The organism is Stieleria neptunia (genome assembly GCF_007754155.1).
Lineage (GTDB): Bacteria > Planctomycetota > Planctomycetia > Pirellulales > Pirellulaceae > Stieleria > Stieleria neptunia.
The window spans coordinates 4,680,732-4,701,356 of sequence record NZ_CP037423.1; the positions used below are offsets into that span (position 1 = coordinate 4,680,732).

General features: G+C 56.7%; 13 protein-coding genes. All 13 read left to right on the forward strand.

What is annotated here, in order from left to right:
- The first annotated feature begins 259 nt into the window (after positions 1-259).
- Complete coding sequence (locus tag Enr13x_RS16235; protein WP_145387778.1) at positions 260-1,705, forward strand: MBOAT family O-acyltransferase; 1,446 nt, start codon at positions 260-262, stop codon at positions 1,703-1,705.
- Positions 1,706-2,084: 379 nt separating this feature from the next.
- On the forward strand, positions 2,085-2,810 hold the full coding sequence (locus Enr13x_RS16240) for a hypothetical protein (protein WP_145387780.1): 726 nt from the start codon (positions 2,085-2,087) through the stop codon (positions 2,808-2,810).
- Positions 2,811-3,000: 190 nt separating this feature from the next.
- Entirely contained in the window at positions 3,001-3,960 is a 960-nt protein-coding gene (locus tag Enr13x_RS16245) for an AAA family ATPase (RefSeq protein WP_231744334.1), read from the forward strand.
- A 30-nt stretch (positions 3,961-3,990) separates the two neighbouring features.
- Positions 3,991-4,917 carry a DUF58 domain-containing protein gene (locus Enr13x_RS16250; protein ID WP_145387784.1) on the forward strand — a complete coding sequence of 309 codons (927 nt, stop codon included), beginning with the start codon at positions 3,991-3,993 and terminating at the stop codon, positions 4,915-4,917.
- A gap of 17 nt (positions 4,918-4,934) precedes the next feature.
- Positions 4,935-7,058 (forward strand): vWA domain-containing protein, encoded by a 2,124-nt coding sequence (locus Enr13x_RS16255; RefSeq protein ID WP_145387786.1) that lies wholly within the window; start codon positions 4,935-4,937, stop codon positions 7,056-7,058.
- The gene (locus Enr13x_RS39405) at positions 7,058-7,192 is read left to right on the forward strand and encodes a hypothetical protein (RefSeq protein ID WP_261344185.1); all 135 of its coding nucleotides are present in this window, start codon (positions 7,058-7,060) and stop codon (positions 7,190-7,192) included. The genes Enr13x_RS16255 and Enr13x_RS39405 overlap by 1 nt, the downstream gene beginning before the upstream one ends.
- Positions 7,179-9,488, forward strand: a complete 2,310-nt coding sequence (locus Enr13x_RS16260) for a vWA domain-containing protein (RefSeq protein WP_145387788.1) — start codon at positions 7,179-7,181, stop codon at positions 9,486-9,488. Before Enr13x_RS39405 ends, Enr13x_RS16260 begins: the two co-directional genes overlap by 14 nt.
- Positions 9,489-9,520: 32 nt before the next feature.
- Positions 9,521-12,418 carry a coiled-coil domain-containing protein gene (locus Enr13x_RS16265; protein ID WP_145387790.1) on the forward strand — a complete coding sequence of 966 codons (2,898 nt, stop codon included), beginning with the start codon at positions 9,521-9,523 and terminating at the stop codon, positions 12,416-12,418.
- Positions 12,419-12,421: 3 nt separating this feature from the next.
- On the forward strand, positions 12,422-13,168 hold the full coding sequence (locus tag Enr13x_RS16270) for a DUF4159 domain-containing protein (protein WP_145387792.1): 747 nt from the start codon (positions 12,422-12,424) through the stop codon (positions 13,166-13,168).
- Between the two features lie 2 nt (positions 13,169-13,170).
- Positions 13,171-14,550 (forward strand): multiheme c-type cytochrome, encoded by a 1,380-nt coding sequence (locus Enr13x_RS16275; protein WP_145387794.1) that lies wholly within the window; start codon positions 13,171-13,173, stop codon positions 14,548-14,550.
- An 11-nt stretch (positions 14,551-14,561) separates the two neighbouring features.
- Positions 14,562-18,389: a thioredoxin domain-containing protein gene (locus Enr13x_RS16280; RefSeq protein ID WP_145387796.1), complete on the forward strand. Its 3,828-nt coding sequence runs from the start codon at positions 14,562-14,564 to the stop codon at positions 18,387-18,389.
- A gap of 36 nt (positions 18,390-18,425) precedes the next feature.
- Positions 18,426-19,394 carry an SIMPL domain-containing protein gene (locus tag Enr13x_RS16285; protein ID WP_145387798.1) on the forward strand — a complete coding sequence of 323 codons (969 nt, stop codon included), beginning with the start codon at positions 18,426-18,428 and terminating at the stop codon, positions 19,392-19,394.
- A 193-nt stretch (positions 19,395-19,587) separates the two neighbouring features.
- Positions 19,588-20,601, forward strand: a complete 1,014-nt coding sequence (locus Enr13x_RS16290) for an RHS repeat domain-containing protein (RefSeq protein WP_197456069.1) — start codon at positions 19,588-19,590, stop codon at positions 20,599-20,601.
- Positions 20,602-20,625 lie beyond the last annotated feature (24 nt).

The following is a 20,625-nucleotide window of genomic DNA, read 5'->3' on the forward strand; positions in this document are numbered from 1 at the left end:
GCGACAGGGGACTTAAAAAGGGGCGAGGAGTGAATGGCACGGGCATCAGTGTTGGTGTGCAGGCTTTAGCCGCCCGCTGTCGCTGCATCGCAGCGACCGGGAATCGCCTCAAGGCTAAACACCAACGTCTCCGTTGTTTTACCCCTCATCACTTCGCCTTCCTGTGTTATCGGTTTAATCATCGACGTCATGGCGGCTTTCGGCGACTCTGGTTTCACGCGGTCTTGAGTTCCTTCTGCTCTTGCCACGACAGCTTCACATGAGCTTTATCAGCTATCCGTTTCTCCTGTTGTTCGCTTGCGTCTGGCTTGCGTGTTGGCGTCTTCCGTTTCGTTGGGTCAATCCTTGTCTGCTGCTCGCCTCGTACGTCTTTTACGGTTGGTGGGACTGGCGATTTCTTGGGCTTCTCGTCTTTTCCTCTGTCGTTGACTTTGTTTGCGGAAGGTTGCTTGATGGCCGGGTTTCCGAAGAAAGACGATCGGATGTGCTGATCATCAGCTTGGTTGTGAATCTGGGGACGCTTGCGGTCTTCAAGTATTTTGACTTCTTCATTGATTCATTCAGCGAGGTGCTTTCGACGCTGGGGATTGAGATGCGGCCGCCGCTGCTTCGGCTTGTGCTGCCGATCGGAATCTCGTTCTACACATTCCAAACGCTTAGTTACACCATCGACGTTTATCGTCGGAAGATGCCCTCTGCAGATCGGTTTCTCGATTTCCTTTTGTACGTGAGCTTCTTTCCACAACTGGTGGCGGGACCGATCGAGCGAGCGACGAGTCTGCTGCCTCAAATCCAAGTGCCCAGGACGTTCAATTGGGAACGGATCAGTTCTGGTTGCCAACTCGCCTTGGTCGGGTTCTTTAAAAAGATGGTGATCGCAGACAACCTGGCACCGTTCATCGAATCGGTCTACGGCAATGGCGGCGAAAGCAACGGCCTCGCCGTCGTGTTGGCAACTTATGCATTTGCGATCCAAATTTACTGCGATTTTTCTGGCTACACCGACATCGCCCGCGGCGTGGCGAGGATGATCGGTTTTGAGCTTTGCGAGAACTTCAACCTGCCCTATTTCGCCACCAACCCCAGCGACTTTTGGCGGCGATGGCATATCAGCCTCTCAACTTGGATTCGGGATTATCTGTACATTCCGCTGGGAGGAAGCCGCGGGGGGCGATTCCGAGTGATACGGAATCTCGTTATCACCATGTTCCTGGCCGGGCTCTGGCATGGGGCGAGTTGGAATTTTGTAATCTGGGGTCTCTATCACGGCGTTTTGCTCGGGATTTTTGCCATCATTCATGACGCTCGCGAGAAACAGCAAAGGGCGCGCAGACCTCAGTTGCGGGAGCCGAATGCGAGTGGTGTCGGATTTTGGTTGTCAGCTCTGGCGTTCTTTCACTTGACCTGTCTGGGGTGGCTGATCTTTCGGGCAGAATCGTTGTCGTCGATTTTGAAGTTGTTGAAAAGCATTTCAGAGGTTTGGCATTGGAGTCTGTTGAGCATCGACCCGAATCTGGTCTTCCGATTGGTTCTGTTCGGCATTCCTCTGATTCTGTTTCAGTGTTACCAGTTCAAGAGAGGCGATAATGAACCGTGGATTCGATGGCGGCTGACAACCCGTGTCGCATTTTACGTCGCGCTCTTTTACGGCATCGTCTTACTCGGATCACCGGAACGTCATGAGTTCATCTATTTCCAGTTCTGATCCTGAAACTCACGCTGCGAATGGAAAGCGGGTTCCGTACGGACTTCTACTGGCCATCGTGTTGGTTGCGGTCATCGAGGCAACGCTCTCTTTCGTTGACACTCCGATTGACGCCAACGGGATCTTCTTGCCCGACGATCGACCTCCAACTGTCGTGGAGACGATCATGGAAATCAAGCTGCAAGCTGCGAATACGACCGGTACGGCACCGGACGTGCTCTTGCTGGGCGACAGTTCCGGATTGATGGGGCTCGATCCGCGAGTCATGTCTGATCACGTCGGCACGAGCGTCTTCAACTTGTGCTCCATCAGTCTGATTGGGGCGGACGGACAGAAAGCGATGCTCGAAAGGTACATCCGTTCGCACGGTCGCCCCCGGGTGATTGTTTATCACTATGCCCCACATGACCTTCGCTACACGGCTGCCGATCTAGCCGAGTGGCAGTTTCGCCGATCGATGTTCCTCTGGCTTGCGGCTTCAGATGGGCAAGCGGTCGCAGCAGAGTTGCGAGACAGTCCGCAATTCCGACTGTTGCCGAGCCAGAGATTCCGCAACGCAGCACAGGGTCGGCTATTTTTCGTTTCGGGGCATCAGCGGAATCTCAGTTTGCCTCGCGGTTTATTCGGATCTCACAACGAACTTGTCGCAGAGGTTTCGGATCAGGATGGTTTTTTGCAGGAAGTCAACAAGGACGAGACCGAGCAGCCGAGGGACCTCGACTTGACCATGCCCGAAAGCCAGGAAGTGGCGTTTGACGAATTGCTTGACTACGTTGATGAAATTGGGGTGCCGATCTTCTTCGTGTCGAATCCACTCCCTGAGTACTCTAAAACAAGGGCGACTCTGGAGTCGTTGCGCATGCAGCAGCGACAACTCAAACGCATCACGGCGCGGCACGAGCGAGCCGAGATCCTTTTCCCAGAGCAACGGTTTTTGCCTCGCGAGAGTTTTGCGACGCTCAATCATTTGCGGCCGTTGTCTGCTGTGGTGAACAGTAAAGAAGTCGCGATGGCACTGCTCTCGGCCCGGACGATGTCTTCAGCGACTGACGCGTTTCTTCTGTCGTTGTTGGCAAAGAGCAAATCGCTGTCAGCAAAACGGTAAAACTATTTTTTATTGTTTTGGTGGACTGGCGCCCTGGGATCCTTTATTGTGAGCCCGGTTGTGAACCGGTTCGTATCGATGGCGGACCGATTCATAGTTCTCATCATTGTCTCTTTACAAGCTTTCTTACATTTTCAATTAGGCGGGGGCTCGGTTGAATAGTTCACTCGAAACTGCCGACGCGCAACAGGTGACAGAAATATTTCTGGAACAAGTACAAAGCGTTCGACAACAATTAAAACAAACCATTGTCGGACAAGATGCGGTACTCGATCAGTTGCTAATTTGCGCACTGACGGGATCCCATGCCTTATTGGTCGGCGCGCCCGGTCTTGCAAAAACGCTGATGGTGAAAACGTTGGCCAACGCGTTTCACTGGCGTTTTTCACGGATTCAATTCACGCCCGACCTGATGCCCAGTGACATCACCGGCTACGAGCTCCTTGCGCGGGAGGCGTCCAGCGGGATCACCGAAATGCAATTTCGTCACGGTCCGGTGTTTGCCAATCTGGTGCTGGCGGACGAGATCAATCGGGCGGCCCCGAAAACGCAATCGGCGCTGCTGGAAGCGATGGCCGAACGGCATGTCACCGTAGGCGGTCAAACCTATCCGTTGGAAGAGCCTTTCCTGGTGCTTGCGACCCAGAACCCGATCGAGCAAGAGGGGACCTATCCGCTTCCCGAGGCCCAGCTTGACCGGTTCATGATGGAAATCCACATCGGATACCCGACCCGAGAGCAAGAGAAAGAGATCGTCTATAAAACGACGGCCGAACCGGTGGAGATACCAGAAAGCCGTTTGCCGGGCGATGCATTTTTGAAGTTGCGTCGAACGGTTCGTGCGGTCCCGGTCCCCGAGGCCGTCGTGGACCTGGCAGTTGATCTGACGATACGTTCGCGTCCGGATTCGGAGACGGCACCCGAGACGGTTTCGAACTACGTGGCCTTCGGGGCTGGGCCGCGTGGCAGTCAGAATTTGGTGTTGGCAGCGAAGGCGCGGGCGCTTTTGGAAGGCCGGACGAGCCCGATTCCTGCGGACATCGAGGCCGTGGCGCTGCCGATCCTTCGGCATCGCATCATCATGAACCACCGTGCGATCGGTGACAATTTCAGTGTCGATTCGCTCGTCGATTCGATCTTGAATCGGTAGCGTCCGCCACACGTCATCTTGGAATGCGTCTTGTTTAGTTCATCTGCGTCGCAAACAACACCGTATGTCAGTCGCTTCTTCGAAGCCTCGTCGCTCGCCGGTTTGGAGCGGATGCGTTTCTCACCGCGGAGGGCGGTCGAAGGGAATTTTAGCGGGCGACATCGTTCTCGTCGGCGTGGCGGGGCGGGCGAGTTTGTGGACTATCGCGAGTACGCGCCCGGTGACGACGTGCGCCGGATCGATTGGAAAGCGATGGGGCGGATGGGGCGCGCCTATTTGAAGATCTTTCAGGATGAAACGGATCTCAATTGCACGCTCGTGCTGGATGTGAGTGGTTCGATGGCCCAGGGTGCCGGCAATCAGACCGCCGGCGCAAAACTGGAGTGGATGCAATACTTTGCGACCGCACTCTCACATCTGATCGTGTTCAATCGCGACGCGGTCGGGCTGGCCGTGATCGGAGAACAGCTGACCGAATACATCGCGCCCAGTTCGTCGACCCAATCTCGCCAGTTGATGCATCACACGATCGAGCAACTGGAAGCCGCGGGAACAACGCAACTGGGGCAGGGGCTAGAGGATGTTTTGAAACGATCCCCGCGGGGAGGCGTGCTGGTGATTTTGAGTGATTTTCTGGTCGATTCGATCGACGAAGTCGTTTCGAGAATCCGGACGTTTCGTGCCCGTGGCTGGGAAGTGATCACGATTCACTTGATTCATCCCGACGAACAAAATCTTCCGGATGGAAACGCGTTCCGTTTCGCGGGTTTGGAGGGAGATGGCGTCGTGAGTTGCCAACTATCCGAAGTGCGTCACGCCTATCAACAGCGATTTGAGGCACTTGCCGTGATGATACGCAATGTATTGTCCAGTTCCGGTAGCGACTACTATCGGGTCTCGACCAACGAGAGTTACCTGGAAGTCTTGCGATCGTTCCTGGTGGTTCGTGGAGCATAGAAGGGGAGCTTCCAACGATGGGATTCTTGAATCCATGGGCGATCGCGATCGGCGTCTTGGCGGTTGGTGCTCCGGTTGTCGTTCATTTTTTGACACGGCCTGTGCCGATCGAGTACCCGTTGTCGACGATTCGATTGCTGAGCGAAGTGATTCAACAGCGTCGCGCACGGAATCGGCTGCGTGACTGGTTGATTCTATTGATGCGAATCGCTGCGATTTGTTTGTTGGCCGCGACATTTGCCCGGCCCACACTCGATGACGGCCCGGCGGTGTCGAGGACGGCAAAGGGGGAAACGGCACGGGTGATCGTGTTGGACGTCAGTCAAAGTATGGCGGCGGGCAACGCGGGGGCTCAGCGATTCGCCCAGGGGCGTTCCGCCGCGATCGAATTCCTGGACGGAACCCGCGGGCTCCAAGCGGCCGTGGTGTTTGCCGGTGCAAAACCAAGGACCGTCTTTGACCAGATCTCACCCAACCTGTTATCACTGCGGGGTGCGGTTGAGGAGGCCGTGGTGCGACCGGAACAAGCCGACGCCAACGCAGGGCTGCAGCTTGCCGCGCGAATCCTATCGGATGCCAAAGCCGAAAAACGTGAACTGGTCATCATCAGTGATTTCCAACGGAGCAACTGGGGAACCGCCTCCTTGGACGGACTGCCGGAAGAAACCGATGTGCAGTTCCACGCGGTCACGTCAACGGTTGCCGACAATCTTGCGATCACCGACGTGCGTTTCGCCCAGCAGCCGATCATCGGGCAACCGGCACAACTCGAAGTCGAAGTGGCCAACTACAGCGATCATGACAAGGAGATTGTCTGCCACGTCAATCTGGACCGTTGGCAGCAACGATTGGTTGCAAACGTACCGGCGCGCGGGATGCGAACGCTTTCACAATCGTTGACGATGGACGAGGCGGGGTGGATCAATGGAGACGTGTCGCTGGTGTCCAATCTGGACGTGTTGTCGGCCGACGATTCACGACCGTTGACGGTCGAAGTTCGCGACACGCCAGGTGTTGTGCTGCTTTCCAGACAATCGGAACTGGCGGTTCCGTCCAGCAGTTGGTATCTGCAGCAGGCATTGAACGTGACGCTTGCGCGGGCGGATGGTGGGACGGCGGTCACCAGGATCGATCCGATGCGAATTCATTCGAATCGGTGGCCCGTCGCGGACTTGTTCGTGATCGACCATCCGGGGACGCTCGACGACGATGGGATCAGCTTCCTGGCGGCGAACGTCCGGCGCGGTCGGGGCCTGTTGTATGTGACCAGTGAACTCGCCGACGCGATGAATTTGAAACGGTTGAGCGAATCGTTGGGATCGGGGTTTCAGCCACCCGTTCGGCTGATGTCCGAATCCGCGTCGCGTTCACGAAAAGACCTCTTTATCAGCCGAGTCTCCGCTCGACGTGAGCCGTTCCGCACGCTGGGCGGCGCCGTCGAATCGGCACTGCGTCCGGTTCGTTTCAGTGGTGGGCTGCCGACCACGAATTTGGGCGAAGGGCTAAGCGATCAAGTGCTCGCAGAGCTTAGCGATTCATCCGCACTGCTGTATGTCACATCGGCCGACGCGGGCAAGATCGGCGTCTTGAACGCGGATTTGGGAACATCAAATTGGCCGTTCCAGGCAACGTTTGTCCCGATCCTGGGCGAGCTCGTCGGGGGGCTGCTGCGCGGCGGAATGGGCACCGGTTCGGTCGACTGCGGAGATCCCTTTGTTCGCCTGCTACCGCCGACGGTACAAGAGGTAGAATCGCTTGTGATCAGGCCGGCGACGGAAACCACACCGGCAGCGGACGAATATGGAAAGCTGCAGACCACCGGATCCAGCGAAGATGAATCGTCTAAAAGTGGCGGTTTTGTTTGGGCTTGGGAAGATCCGATCGGCCCCGGCGTCTATGAAGTCCAACAGGGGATGCAAACGATCATGGCGGTGGCCATGGCAGCGCCGGCCTTGGAGTCCGACCTGCAAGCGCTTGACGAAACCGTTTTGAAAGATCGCGTCGGCCAGGGGCGTCGGGTTGCGTACAGCACGCCAACGAGCGAAGAAACAGAAGACGATCGATGGTGGACATGGCTGATCGTGGCCTGTCTGATGGGTTTGATCGCCGAGGTCACCGTGTTACGAGGATTCCGGGTCTGATGAACACGCCGCCAACCGTCATCGAATCGATCACCGATCAATACTGGACCGACCAAGACCGGTCTCGCGAGGAAACCTATGGGACGAAGCGAATGATCGATAACATTGAGGTGCTTGATCGTGTGGACGATTGAACCGCGCATTCCGATGGGGCTGTGGTGGGCGTTGGCCGCACTGTCTGCCGCCGCGATCGTCTTCTATGTATCGCGCCGCGATTGGTCTGTCACAGGATCACGTCGTTCGGCGATCGTGCTACTGATGATGGTCGGTTTGTTGCTGCCGTTGCTGGTGACGCTGAATCCCGTCTACGTCCGACCCGTTCCGCGACCATCGGGCAAGCCGAGGCTGACGGTGTTAATGGACGGAACCGCCAGCATGACGGTCAAAGATGTCAGCGGTGAGAGTTCGCAGTCCCGGTGGCAGCGAGGATTGGAACTTGCCGAATTGGTGACTTCGGAAAACGAAGATGTCGAAGTGACCAAGCAGGTGTTCTACACCGACGAAGTGCGGCCGTTGCCCATTCCCGACGCCGGGCAGGCCGGCCGCGGCGGCATCTCACATGGCCATCTGACCGATTTGAGTTCCGCGCTGGGGGCAGTGATTCGTAAAGGCTCACCGCTCGGTCACGCGATCGTGTTGCTCAGTGACGGCGCACATAACGCGGGTTCGGCTCAAAGTGTGATGTCTCGGGCCAAGGAGGCGAACGCGCTCGCCACACCGATCTACACCGTCACGCTGGGCAGTCGAGTGGGACTGACCAATCTATCGCTGGCGTCGCGATCACCGCGAATGATTGCGTTCTCCGACCAAGACTTGATTTTGAACGTGCAACTCGGGCAGGTGGGATTGTCAGGGCATTCGACTCGAATTCAGTTGTTGACTGATTCAAAAGTTGTCGACGAACAGACGGTCCAGCTTGGCGATCAATCGAATCAACAAATCCGATTCACCATCCCCGGTGGTCCGCAGAAGTCGTTACAGCGATTTCGTTTCGTCGCCGAGGGCGTACCGGGCGAAGCCACGACATCGGACAACGAAACAACGGTCCTCGTGCAGCGGTTGGATCTGCCGATCAACATCTTGCTGCTCGAAGGCAAGCCCTACTGGGACACCAAGTTCTTATGTCGTAACCTCAGCGGGGATCCGATGGTCAGTTTGACTTCGATCGTCAAACTCGGCAACGAGCGGTTCTTGCAGCGACGAATGACCCACCGGAGTGATGGCGCCGAGCAACAGGGCGGAGCCGACCAGACCACGCGTGATCCGACGGCGCCCGCCTGGCAAATCCATACGGAGCTGGTTTCACCGCTGGAGAAGATGGAGATCCTGGAAGACTACCGAATGGTGCTGTTGGGGCGTGACGCAGATCGATTTCTAACGCCGCAAGGAATCGAGAATCTGAGGCAGTGGATTTCCCGCGTGGGAGGGTGTTTGGTTTGCGCTCGCGGCGCGCCCAGTAATGAAATCGCCTCGCGACTTGCCGAAATCTTGCCGGTCCGCTGGGTGGGGCAAGGGGAGACACGGTTTCGCACGCGTGTGACACAGCACGGGCTGGATACGGCCATGTTTGACCCCTTGGTTTCGGAAGGACGCGAACCTCTGTCCAACTTGCCGTCGCTGTCGTCGTCCGCGGTTCCTCGTTCGCGGCAAGGTCTGCCGCAAGTGTTGATCCAAAGTGTGGCCGATGGCGGTGGTGAGACGGTCCCCGTGGTTACCTATCAGCGTTATGGCAGCGGCCATACGATTGTGGTGGAAGGGGCTGGGATGTGGCGATGGGCGTTCTTGCCGCCCGAGCACGCCGACAAGGACACCGTGTATTGGTCGCTCTGGCAGTCATTGATCGCTTGGATCATTTCGTCGCATGACTTTTTGCCGGGCCAGGCGATTGCGATTCGTCCCGATCGGGCGACGTTCCTGGCCGGCAATCGGGTCACTGCGTCGCTCTTGATTCGCAGTTCAGGTGAACGAGCGGTATCGGGGGATGCCCAGGAGTTCAGCGTCTTGCTGGAATCCGCAGAGGATCAGCTACCGAAACGCTTTCACCCTACTGTGTCCGGGCTTCAGGAGGATTCTTTTCGAGTCGATTTCGGCAATTTGCCCGTTGGGATTCATTCCGCTCACGTGGTTCGTGGCGGGGATGACCAAGTGGTCGCCGAAACGTCGATCGAAGTCCGTGATCCGTGGTTTGAAAGCCTGGAAGTCGACGCCCGTCCCGATCTCATGCGTGCGATTGCGCGGGAAAGCGGAGGTGAAGTCGTGGCCCCGGATCAACTTGCGACCTTGGTCAGTCGCTACGAACAGCGTCTTCGCACCAATGAAACGAGTCGAGTGCAGCGAACGATGGTATGGGACCATCCGCTCGCATTGATCGGAATTCTCGGCACCTGGATCACGACCTGGATGATCCGCCGGCGCTCCGGGCTGACCTAACGAAAACGGCACCTCAACCACACAGCAACACTATGTCGTCGATTCCAAATTCCGATCACTCGATCCGATCAAGTGTATCATCGGTGCTGCGACCGTACCGCAAGCGTTGGTTGTTCCTGGCGTCAACGCGGATGGTCCTCTGGTCATTGGCAACCATCGTCGTGATCTGGATCGCGGCGATGTGGATTGATCTCGTCTGGGCCTTGCCCGACGGGATTCGTTGGTGGGTGTCCCGCATTGCGCCGCAGGTCGCGATCCTGGTCACTGCCGCGGCACTGCTGGTCCGATTGATTCATTTCAACGACGATGCGATCGCGCGGTGTATCGATGCGGAAAAAGACACCGGGGGCGAGGTCTTGGTCGGTCTGCAATTGGAGGCACGACCGTGGCCTTCGAAAGATTCGTTGACGCTTGGGATGGCGTCACTCGCGGTCGACCGGTCGCGCCAACTCGCCGCGTCCTTTTCGACCGGTGATGTCTTTCGCTTCGATTCACTACGCCGCCCATCTGTTATTTTGTTTTCGATGCTGAGCGTTGTCTTGTTGGTTGCGATGATCGTTCCCGCGATCGCCAAAACTCAAGTGACGCGTCTGCTGTCCCCAACCTCCGACGTACCACCGTATACGGGGGTGATGATTGAATTGCAATTGGATCGCGACTCTGTCACCTACGGAGACAGTACGTTGATCCGTGCGACAAGTACCGGGGCCAGGGTTGAACGGATGCAGTTGGTGATTCGGACGCTGAAAGGTGAGGAAAGCGTGTTGCCCATGTTGCCGACCGCGAATTCCCCCGACACCCAATCAGAAACGCACTGGCAAGCGATGCTCAGTAACGTGACGGAACCACTGATCGTGTTTGCGATGAGTGGACGTTCACGGTCGACCCAGCACGAATTGAAGGTGATCTTGTTGCCGCAATTATTGCCACCGACGGTGCGCATCACTCCGCCGGAATACACGCGGTACGGAACCTATGAAGGGCCGATTCCCGATCATGGCATCGAGGGTTTGCCGGATACGGAAGTCATGTGGCGACTCGCCAGCAATCGCCCCCTGGCGTCAGGCCGTATTGATTTGCAATATCGTGACGAGACTCGTGAGACAATCCAGCTTTGGCCCGATACAGAGGATGCGAGTCGATTCGTCAGCCGCCAAGCAGAAGCCGCGTCGTCAACCGTCTACGGATCCATGCGGTTGACCCGACCCGGTCAATTCACGCTGTCCGTGACGGACATCGACGGAATCACATCGCGGGAATCGATCAGCGGAAGTATCGGCATTCTCAAAGATGGGCATCCCGTCGTTCGCATCACCTCCCCCAGGCCCATCTCTCTTGCGACCCCGAACATCAAGCTGCCGGTGACGATCGAAGGCGCCGATGACTACGGGATCGCCCGAATGTGGCTCTATCGGTCGCTCAACGGATCGCCGGCCAGCAAAATGGAACTGGAAACCGATGGCACCCGCCAACAACGCGTCCGCTGGGATCTTCCGCTGGATCAGTACGGCTTAAGTTCCGGCGACGAAATACAGTTGTTCGCAAGGATCGAAGACAACGACCCGAACGGTGCGAAAGGCGCTGAATCACCGGTAACGGTCGTGCGGATCATTTCGCAGGTAGAACTGGACGAATTGAGAATTCGTCAGAAGGGCGTCGAAAGCTTGCAGGCCAAGTACGCGGCGGCGCAACGCCAATTGGAACACCTTGCCGAGGCCCTCCGCGCGGTCGATGAAGCTGCAAAGCGCGCCGCAGAAGACGGTTCGGCCGAATCCAGGGAAAGGCTACACGAGAAATTGGCCGCCGCGAAACAAGCCGCGGACGAGGCCGCCGAAGCGATGGAAAAGTTCAGTCAACATCCGATGCCGATTGACGTCGATCGCGAGTTGACCGAGAAGCTTGCCGCGCAAGCCAAACAAATTCAGCAGCTTTCCAAGCAGCTGGAAAACGCCACCGCTGCTGATCCACAATCCCAACAAGATCTATCGAGCGAACAACAAGAAATGCTGCGGCGGCTGGGCGAACAAGTCGCTTCCCAACGGCAAGACCTTCAGCAAAACGCGGTCGAGCCGCTTCAACAGTTGCAGCAAATCATGCCGCTGATCGTGGACCAGCAACGATTCGAGCAACTCGTCCGCCAACAGCGTGACTTGGCTCGACGATTGAATTCGCTGAATTCCGAGACCGATCCGGAACAAGGTCGCGTCGCCGAATTGGAAACACAACAACAGCAGCTTCGTCGAGCGCTTGACCAGTTGTTGGACGATATCGAGGCACACGCCAAAGCCCTTCCCGACGAACCGAGCTTGGAAAAGCTGCGGCGGACTGCGGAAGAGTTTGTCGACGGGATCCGCGAAAGCCAGGCTGAATCGGAGATGTTGTCCGCGCAGCAAGGCCTATTGGAAAATCAGTTTGCCGACGCATACGACGATGCCAAATCAGCGGCCGATATCTTGGAGAGTTTTTTGTCCCAATGCAAAGGCATGGGCGATCAAGCCTGTCAGAACTGTCAAATGGCGTTCAATCCGGGGGCCGGCGGAGCAAGCTTGGGGAATTCGATCGAACAGATCTTGTCCATGATGGGCATGAAACCGGGGGCAAGTGGTATGCGGCCGGGTGGTTCACCGGGGATGGGACTCGGTTGGGGTGCCGGTGGCGGATACTCCATGCGTCAGCCCGGACCCAACAACGTTGGAATGTACGGGGCGATGCCAACCTCCGCGACCAGCCCTCGCCAAGGACGTGGCGACCGCGCCTCCGGTGGGATTGCCTCGATCAGGTCCGGTTCACCCGGCGGCGGACAATCCAATCAGATCGATCAGCCGCCCCATGACGCCGGTGGCGGACAAGCCGATCAAGCGATCCCCGGTAAATACCGGGATAAGGTTTCCGAATACTTTCGACAACTCGCCGAGCAATTGGGAGAGTGAATCATGTGTATCCATCAGTGGTGGTTGGAACAAATGCAACGTTTGGGTTGCGGTCTGGTCGTTGTCGCACTCGCTGCGACTTCGCACGCGGAGGAGACGAATGCAAAGCAAGGCTCGAATCCGCCGTCTAATGTCGTTGCCGATCCAGACTCAAAAGGCGGTGAGCCGGAAAGCATTGTTCAAGTCGCAAATCTGATCTATGCCGGCACGAAGACCAGCGAGTGTTTCGCGGATAACTTTCTGCGCAAAGCGGAGAGCGATTCTTCGATCAGTACCACTCGCCGACTTCACTCCGTGAAGCTGTCCTCGGATGAAATCTACAATTTCCCGATGGTGATTATGACCGGCGAAGGCGAATTCGATCTGTTGCCCGAAGAACGTGATCACCTCAGCCGCTTCGTTCAACGCGGCGGTTTTCTGTTGGCGTCTGCCGGTTGTTCGTCCCCCGAGTGGAATCGATCGTTTCGACGCGAAATGGTCAAGGTCTTTCCGGGGCAAGAGATGGCCGTCCTGCCGATGGATCATTTGATCTTTCACACCGCCTATGACATCGCTGACCTGAAAGCCAAACACGGCACGCCGCGGCCGCTTGAAGGGATCCATTTCGGTTCCCGACTGGGGGTCCTGTACTCGCAAGACGGCTTGAACGACACGTCGAACGCTCAAGGATGTTGCTGTTGCGGAGGAAATGAAATCACCAATGCCGAGCAAGTGAACGTGAACATTGTCATTTACAGCTTGCTGCAATAAGTATGACGTCCCATTCAAAGCTCGTTCATTCGTTGATTGGCACCGGAGGAAGTTTCCTCTGCTTGACCTTGATGTTCGGTGGTTGTCATCGGCAACAACCGACATCGTTCGGGTTGATCTTCAGCGGCGACACGGCGGGCTGGATCACTCCCTGCGGTTGCGCGTCGAACCAATCCGGAGGTCTCGCCCGCAGGCAAACACTGATCGACACCCAACGCGAACAGCGTCCCACGATCTATGTCGACGTCGGGGGCAGTGCAAGTGGCACCTCCGAATACCATCAGGTCAAACTCGAATCGATCCTCCGGGGGATGATGTTGATGGATCTGCGTGCCCATAACCTTGGCAAGACCGAAACAGATCTCGGGCCCGATGTCCTGCAACGGCTGGCCGAATCGACGGGCACACCGTGGCTCTCGACGAACCTGTCAACCAAGGATGGAAGCTGGACCCCAACTCGTATCCTCGTGGAAGAAGTCGGCGGTTGTCGCGTGGGGATCGTCGGCGTGATCGATCCTCAACTGATCCACAACGATGCCTGGTCGGTTCAAGACCCGGTGTCTGCAGTCGTCGCTGCTCTCGATCAAGTTGAAACAGACGTTCGAATTGTGTTGGCGTACATGGATCAGGGCCAGCTTCAATCGCTGGCTGCAGCACTTCCCGAAGTCCACGCCGTGCTCGGCGGACCGACGGGCCAATCGATGAGTCCCAATGAGATCGGCGAGGTGGTCGTCATGTCGGCAACGAACAAGGGAAAGTATGTCGGCGAATTGGTGATCGACGCTTCTAGCGATGCACAATCCTATCGTACCGGTGATTCGCGATTGATCGAAGTGTCCAGCGAAATGGATGAAAGTGCAGCGCAAGTCGCCAATCTGAATGCCTACTACAAGAGGTTGTCGGTTCTGGATTTTCCCGCGGACGAAACCGGTTTGGTATCCAGCCTAACAAGCCATCGCGAGGGTTTTGCCATTGCCGGGTCAAATCGCTGTGCCACCTGCCACCCGCCGGATGATTCGGTTTGGCATCGGTCTCGTCATGCTCATGCTTGGGATGTTCTCGTGGCCAAGTCGGCCCAGTTTGATCCATCCTGCCAGCAATGTCATACCACCGGCTACGGAATCGAAGCGGGCTTTCAAAACGTCGCCTCCTCTCCGGATCACGTCCATGTCGGTTGCGAGAACTGCCACGGTCCATCGCATGAACATGTCAACAACCCCAAAGTCAAGACTCCCTGGGTTGCCGCACAGCAGTGCGTGCGCTGTCACGATCGCGAGAATAGCCCGTTGTTTCAATACGATTCCTATTGGAGCAAGATCGTCCATGGTGTCGGCGCGGACCTGCCTGGCAACGACTCTAATCTGTCTGAGGTCGAATTGTGATCGAGCGAACGATGCCTCTGCTTTTTGTCGCGATGTTCGGGTTGCTGACAGGCTTCGGGCCGGGAAGTACCGGGCGAGCGGATGATCCCCCAGTCGAATCGCCGGCAGACGTCGAACGAGATACCGTCGATCTGTTGGACAATTTTTTCGGTTCAAACCAGTCGAACCCCGATCCGCCAAAGCAATCTCAACCCGATTCGCCCGCGGAAGATGATTCACCGACACAAACCGATGACTCTGATCCGTCGCGTTCGGTCGCTTCAGAATCGCCCGGCATGGCAGTGGACCGCCAATCAGAGAACGATCATCCGCGACATGCGGGAGATCGAATCGAACCGGTCAACACGTTCGAAGAAGGCAAGCGATTGGCGCTGCTTGAACAGCGACCCTTGCTGGTCGTTTTTGGTGCCGAGTGGTGCGGGTGGTGTCAACGGCTCGAAAATGAGCTGACGACGCCGGAAGCGAGTCCCATCTTAAACCGCTGGGTGTTGGCCTTCGTCGATGTTGATTTGAACCCGGAGATCGCCCAACACTTTCAAGTCGGCGCACTGCCCTCGCTGCGGGTCCTGGACGGATCGGGCGCCAGTGTGGCGTCGCGTGCGGGATACATGCCATTGGCCGAATTGGAAGCCTGGCTTGAAGACCACTATCAGAATGCTGACCCCGTTCTGCAATCGGTGCTGTTTGCGTCGGGTGCGCCCGATGCAAGCGAGATCGATGAGCTAACCGAGCTTTTGGGTTGGCGTTCCGCTTCGGTCCGAGCCGCCGCTGCCAAACGTCTATCCGATCACAGAAGTCTTACCGCGGGCGCCGTCGTCGATCAACTTCGTGCGGGGAAACTGGCCGCTCAATTGACCGCATTGGAGATCCTGGCGAACTGGCACGCGCCGGTCGGCGCGATGGATCCGTGGATCCCGGAATCCATCAATTCGGAATCGTTGCCGCCCTTGGTCCAATGGCTGCGTCGGTTGCCCGCGGAGTCCGCGGCGCTGAAGCCTGACGCTAGCGAAACCGCGAATGACCGCCGACAGATCGGCGACATCCTGCGTGAACTTCTCTCCGCACCGGAAGTTCGTCATCACGAGTTGATCCAGCGAGCGATCGTGATCGGCGATCATGCGGCGGACGAAGCCAAACGCATCGAGTCAACGGCCGAGTCGTTGACGGATGACCAACGACAACGTTTGCGCCGGGTTCGATACAGCGTCCTGGCCGGCCCGTCGACTCGGCTCGCCAATGCCGGATTGATCGAATCGCTTTCGAAACTGGATCGTCCCACACACTTTTCGGCCGCCGAAAAACTTCTCGCCGATGTGACTTCGCAGGACCAGCCGCTGATCGACGAATTGTCCGAGGACCGGGATCCGTTGGTCAGAGAACTGGCCGTCTCGGCTCTGCACCGGATCGGTGCGCTGATGTCGGGCGACCGAATGCAGAGATTGCTCGATGATGAGAGCCCCAGCGTTCGGACAGCCGTGCTCCGGCAGTTCGCCGAAGACCCCGACGATGAAATCACCAAGCGGCTCGTCGAGTATTTGGAATCTGAGTCCGATGAGGATCTGCTCATCTATGCGACCAAGATCCTGGGTAAGTTGGCCAGCCGTGTCGAGGCGAGCGACGCACTCGCACAGTTGATCGATGACGAACGCTGGCGAGTCCGGGCGGCTGCCTTGGATGCCGTGGATGAATTCGTCAGTGAAAACAGTTATCTGATGGACCTTGATGCCGGAGGTTCTGTGGTCAGTGAACCCGTTGCCGATGCGGTACTGGAACACACCAACGATCCCGATACTTTTGTGGCGAACAAGGCACAGTATCTTGTCCCGAAAGTGGTCAGCAAGCGGACTGCGGATGCCGTCGCACAGTTCTTGCTCTCTGATCTGGAACGCGGTCGAGACATCCTTGAATCCGTGGAAGGCTACGAACGCGGACAGCTGCTGACTCCGTTGGTCAATTTGAGTACGCAGTGGCTTGACGGAGACGATCCAAGCCGACTTGCCGACGCCGCGTTGTTGATGACCGAAGTTTCACCGACGACGCTCCGTTATCGGTTGGATGATCTGATGAAATCAGACAGCATTGACGTCCGATTGGCGGCGATTCGGGCCTTTATTCCGTGTATGGAAGAGTTTCGAGAACAGAGTGTTGGGGATGAACTCAAACAGTGGCGGCTGGCGTTCTCGACCAACGAAGGGCGAGCGATTGATTCGATCGCGCTGATCCGGCCGATCCCGCAAGTCTTCATCCCCGAAGCGCCGGAAACGGATGCCAAAACCGTCGACCAGAACGATCGGGCGGCAGGACGTGACGACGATTCCCGCGAACGCGACGATAACGAGGACGACCCGCTCGACCAGATCGGCAGCTTCTTCGGATCAAAGCAACCCGACGAGAATGCCGGTGACCCCACTGCAACCGATTTGGGTTCCGAAGAGGCACCTTCTTTCGATTTCACCGATTCCTTTTTTGGTGACGCGCCCCCTGCCCCGGAACGACAACCGCGAGAAGCCGAGGATAACTCGAACGACCTTGCCAAGCTCGATTCGAGCCGACTCGGAAGCGTATCGTACTGGCTCGATCGGTGGCAGAATCGTGATGCGAGTCTGACGCGACCGACTTGGGTACGAAATTGCGAGCCTATTCTGGCTGAGATGCTCGATTCTGATGATCCAACCGAACGTCGCTTGGCGGCCGTCGCGTTGATGGTTTCCGGAGATGACTCGGCGGCAGATCGAGTCCTGGAAACACCTTCCGGCGTTGCCCCAGGCCAGTTGAGCGAACATCAATGGATGTCCTGGCTGTCGCCGGAAGCACGGATGAAATGGGTGCGGAGTCAACTCTCTGACTTGAAATCTGATGAAGCGGGTAAATCGTTGGACAAGGATTGGGATGCGGCCACTCTCACGGAATCGTTGGACATTGCGAAGGAGATTGATGCAGAACTCCGCCAGTCGTCTGATCTTTCCAAGGAAGCGTCGTCTCGATTCGTCCAGTACCTTGTTCGTGCACTTACCGGGGGCATCGCTGATCAGGATTCGGAATCCTTGACCGACGAACGGTTATCCATCGACGTTGCAGGAGGCCTGGCAAAACGCAAGGTCGTCGGCCTTTATCCTCACCAGGCAGATTCGGTGCGATGGCTGATCGAGCGTTACAAGTCGGCAAAGTCGCCGCAGCATCAGGCCATCCTGCTTGCGGCGCTCGCAAACGTCAGCCGAAGGCATGCCACTGCGGAGGCTTTGGCCGTCCTCCGGCAACCTCCCGAGAACGAATCGTTCTTGCGTGTGGCGACGGTTCTGGCGCTCAGTGACGCATCATCCTTGTCGGTCGATCGTGCGTTGGTCTTGCTGGACAATCCGAACCAATGGGTTGCCGAAACCGCACTGCATCGCCTGGCATCCCAAAATGTCAATCACGAATTGATTTCCCAAACGATCGCTGTCCCGTCGGTCTATCATTGGTCCGGACTGCAACCGATTCAATTGATCAACAGACCGCTTCCAAAGGAAGCGTTAACGCGACTGAGCAAAAGTGAGAACGCGACGTCTGCGGCCATCGCCGAGACCCTTCTCATCTTGCTCGGAAATGAGTCTGCGCCCGCCCCGCTGCTGGACCGACTCGGTACACTCGAAAAGCCGCTCGTTTTCATGACGCTTGTTTTGGCCAAAGCGGGCCGCACGGATGATGATGCAATTGAAATCTATGATCGATGTGCCCGAGATTTGGAATGGAGCGACCGGGATGCTGTTCATTTCGCACTGTCATCATTACGGGACGATCGCGTCAAGAAAATCATCAAAGTACACCTGCAAGATTCCGACGGCATCTTTTCTTTTTGACCTCGTTTTCATACTACAACAAATTGGGAGAAGTTTATGAATCGTAACAATCCAAGTGCCCACCGATCGCTGGACATCGCGTTCTGTGCGGGAACCCTGCTGGCGTTTTGGCTGATGTCGCCGACACCGACTCTGGCTCAGTCGGGGTCCGTCCCCGAAGGCATCGTTGCCCGAGGCACCGCAACGGTGACGGTCGAGCCATCGGCGCTGCGGCTGACGATGTCCGTCAAAGCTCAGGGAAAAGACCCCAAATCGGCGGTTCGCTCGCTGGCAGCACACAAGCAGCGTGTGCGAAAAGAATTGGGCGAAATGAACGCGAACAGCGAGTCGGTTCAATTCACATCGACTCAACTTTCAACAGGCGGCAGCAACAATTCGGAACAACAGCAATACATGCGAATGATGCAACGTCAAATGGGGCAAGTTGTACCTGATTTGGGCGAAGTCCCAACCGTCTATACGGCGACGGCATCACTACGAGTCGATTGGCCATTGCCGACCACGGATCCGGAAGCCCTGTCCTTGTTGCCGCAAGGATTGCGAGACCAAATTTCGAAGCGCGATTTCCAGGGTGACAACAACGCACCGGATTTGGACGAAGAATCACTTGAGAAGCTGGAGGCGAGTCAAGCGATGGGCGACGAAACGTATATGTATATGGAGGAGGGTGACTCCGGCGAAGCCCGCATTCAATTTGTAGGCAAGTTGAGTCCTGATCAGCGTCGGGACGGATTGAAGTCCGCGATCGCAAAGGCGAAGACATCCGCCCAAGTGACGGCCGAAGCACTGGAGGTCAAGTTGGGCAAACTCAAGACGTTGTGGCCCAACGAAAGCACAAGTTCCACCACCTATTCAAGGTCCGCCTACATGGGATCGGAATACTACGCGTCGTATGGCGATACAGATGCGGACGCCACGGAGGATTCGCAATCCGATGTGACTGCCGCAACCCTCGATGGGTTACGATTCAGCGTGAGTATCTTCGCGGTCTACGATTTCGAGTAAACGTGCGATTCAGTCGTCGCCGACGCGATCACGGAGTGTGAAACGGAGAGGCACACCCCTGATCGCACCGCAAATCGACATCCACGTTCGCGCTAGCTGCAGGGGATTGCAGACAAATTGCCTGCAGTTCCATTAACTGCAGATCGCCCCATCGCCCAACCGGCAATCGCCACAAATCCCCACGAAACTTGGCGTGTTTGCTACGAATCCCAAGCATTACTACCATCGCACCCAACAGTACTCCATCACCGCGCTGACCGATTCGAGCGGGACGATCAAAGAACGCTACGCTTATGACGCGTACGGCAATTTGTCGATCTTCGATGGCAGCGGAAGTAGTCGTACTGCGACGACGGAAGGCAATCGGTACACATATACGGGCCGCGAGCGGGACGGCAAGCTCGGACTGTATCACTACCGTGCTCGAATATATTGTGCTGAAACGGGTCGGTTCTTATGTCGTGATCCAATTGGGTATTTTGACCATAGCTCTCTTTATGAATTTTCAGACACGCTATCAACTACGGACCCGGGCGGTCGTGTGCGTGTATCGTTGACGGCCAATGTCACTGGAATCGGTAGTTGCGGAACGTTTTCCGGCACGAATAAGATAGGAGTCAATGTCGATGAAGCTGAAAGTGGGCGTGGACGCCAAATATTCATTGTTCAACACATTCAGTTTTCGATAATTCAACGCAAGTGCGAAGGCACCGACAAAAAGTGCTGCAAGCCAGGTGTCGCCGAGGTCCACGCTTGTGAGTGGTATGAAATCTTTGGGGTGATTTCCGCGGCTAATGAGGGAGCTCCTCGCGTTCAAAACGCACCAGGGATAGCGGGGCCCAATCCGTTCGGCGACTCGTGGGAGTCTGGGTTATTGATGCCAGGCGGATGTGGCGACAAGGGCGTTATACTTTTCCGTGGAGAAACACGTGCAGTCCGGGATCCCGACGGTAGCTTAGAGAGAGCGTGGCGCAATCCGTCGCCCAGTGGATTAATTTCTATCTGTCCAGAGCTTCCGAGTGGAGAAATGCGGGTAAACAATGGATATGCAGATGCCCCTGCAGGTTGGGAAAGCAGCCTTGGATCTGTTAGCTCATCGGCTGGGCTGCATTGGGATTGTTGCGGAGACGAGAACTCAGTGATGATGACTCTCGGCCAAGGTGATGGCAGCTTTGACACAATAAAGATTGATCCAGAAAGCTTGTAAGGAGGTGCCTGTGTTACGCTCCGC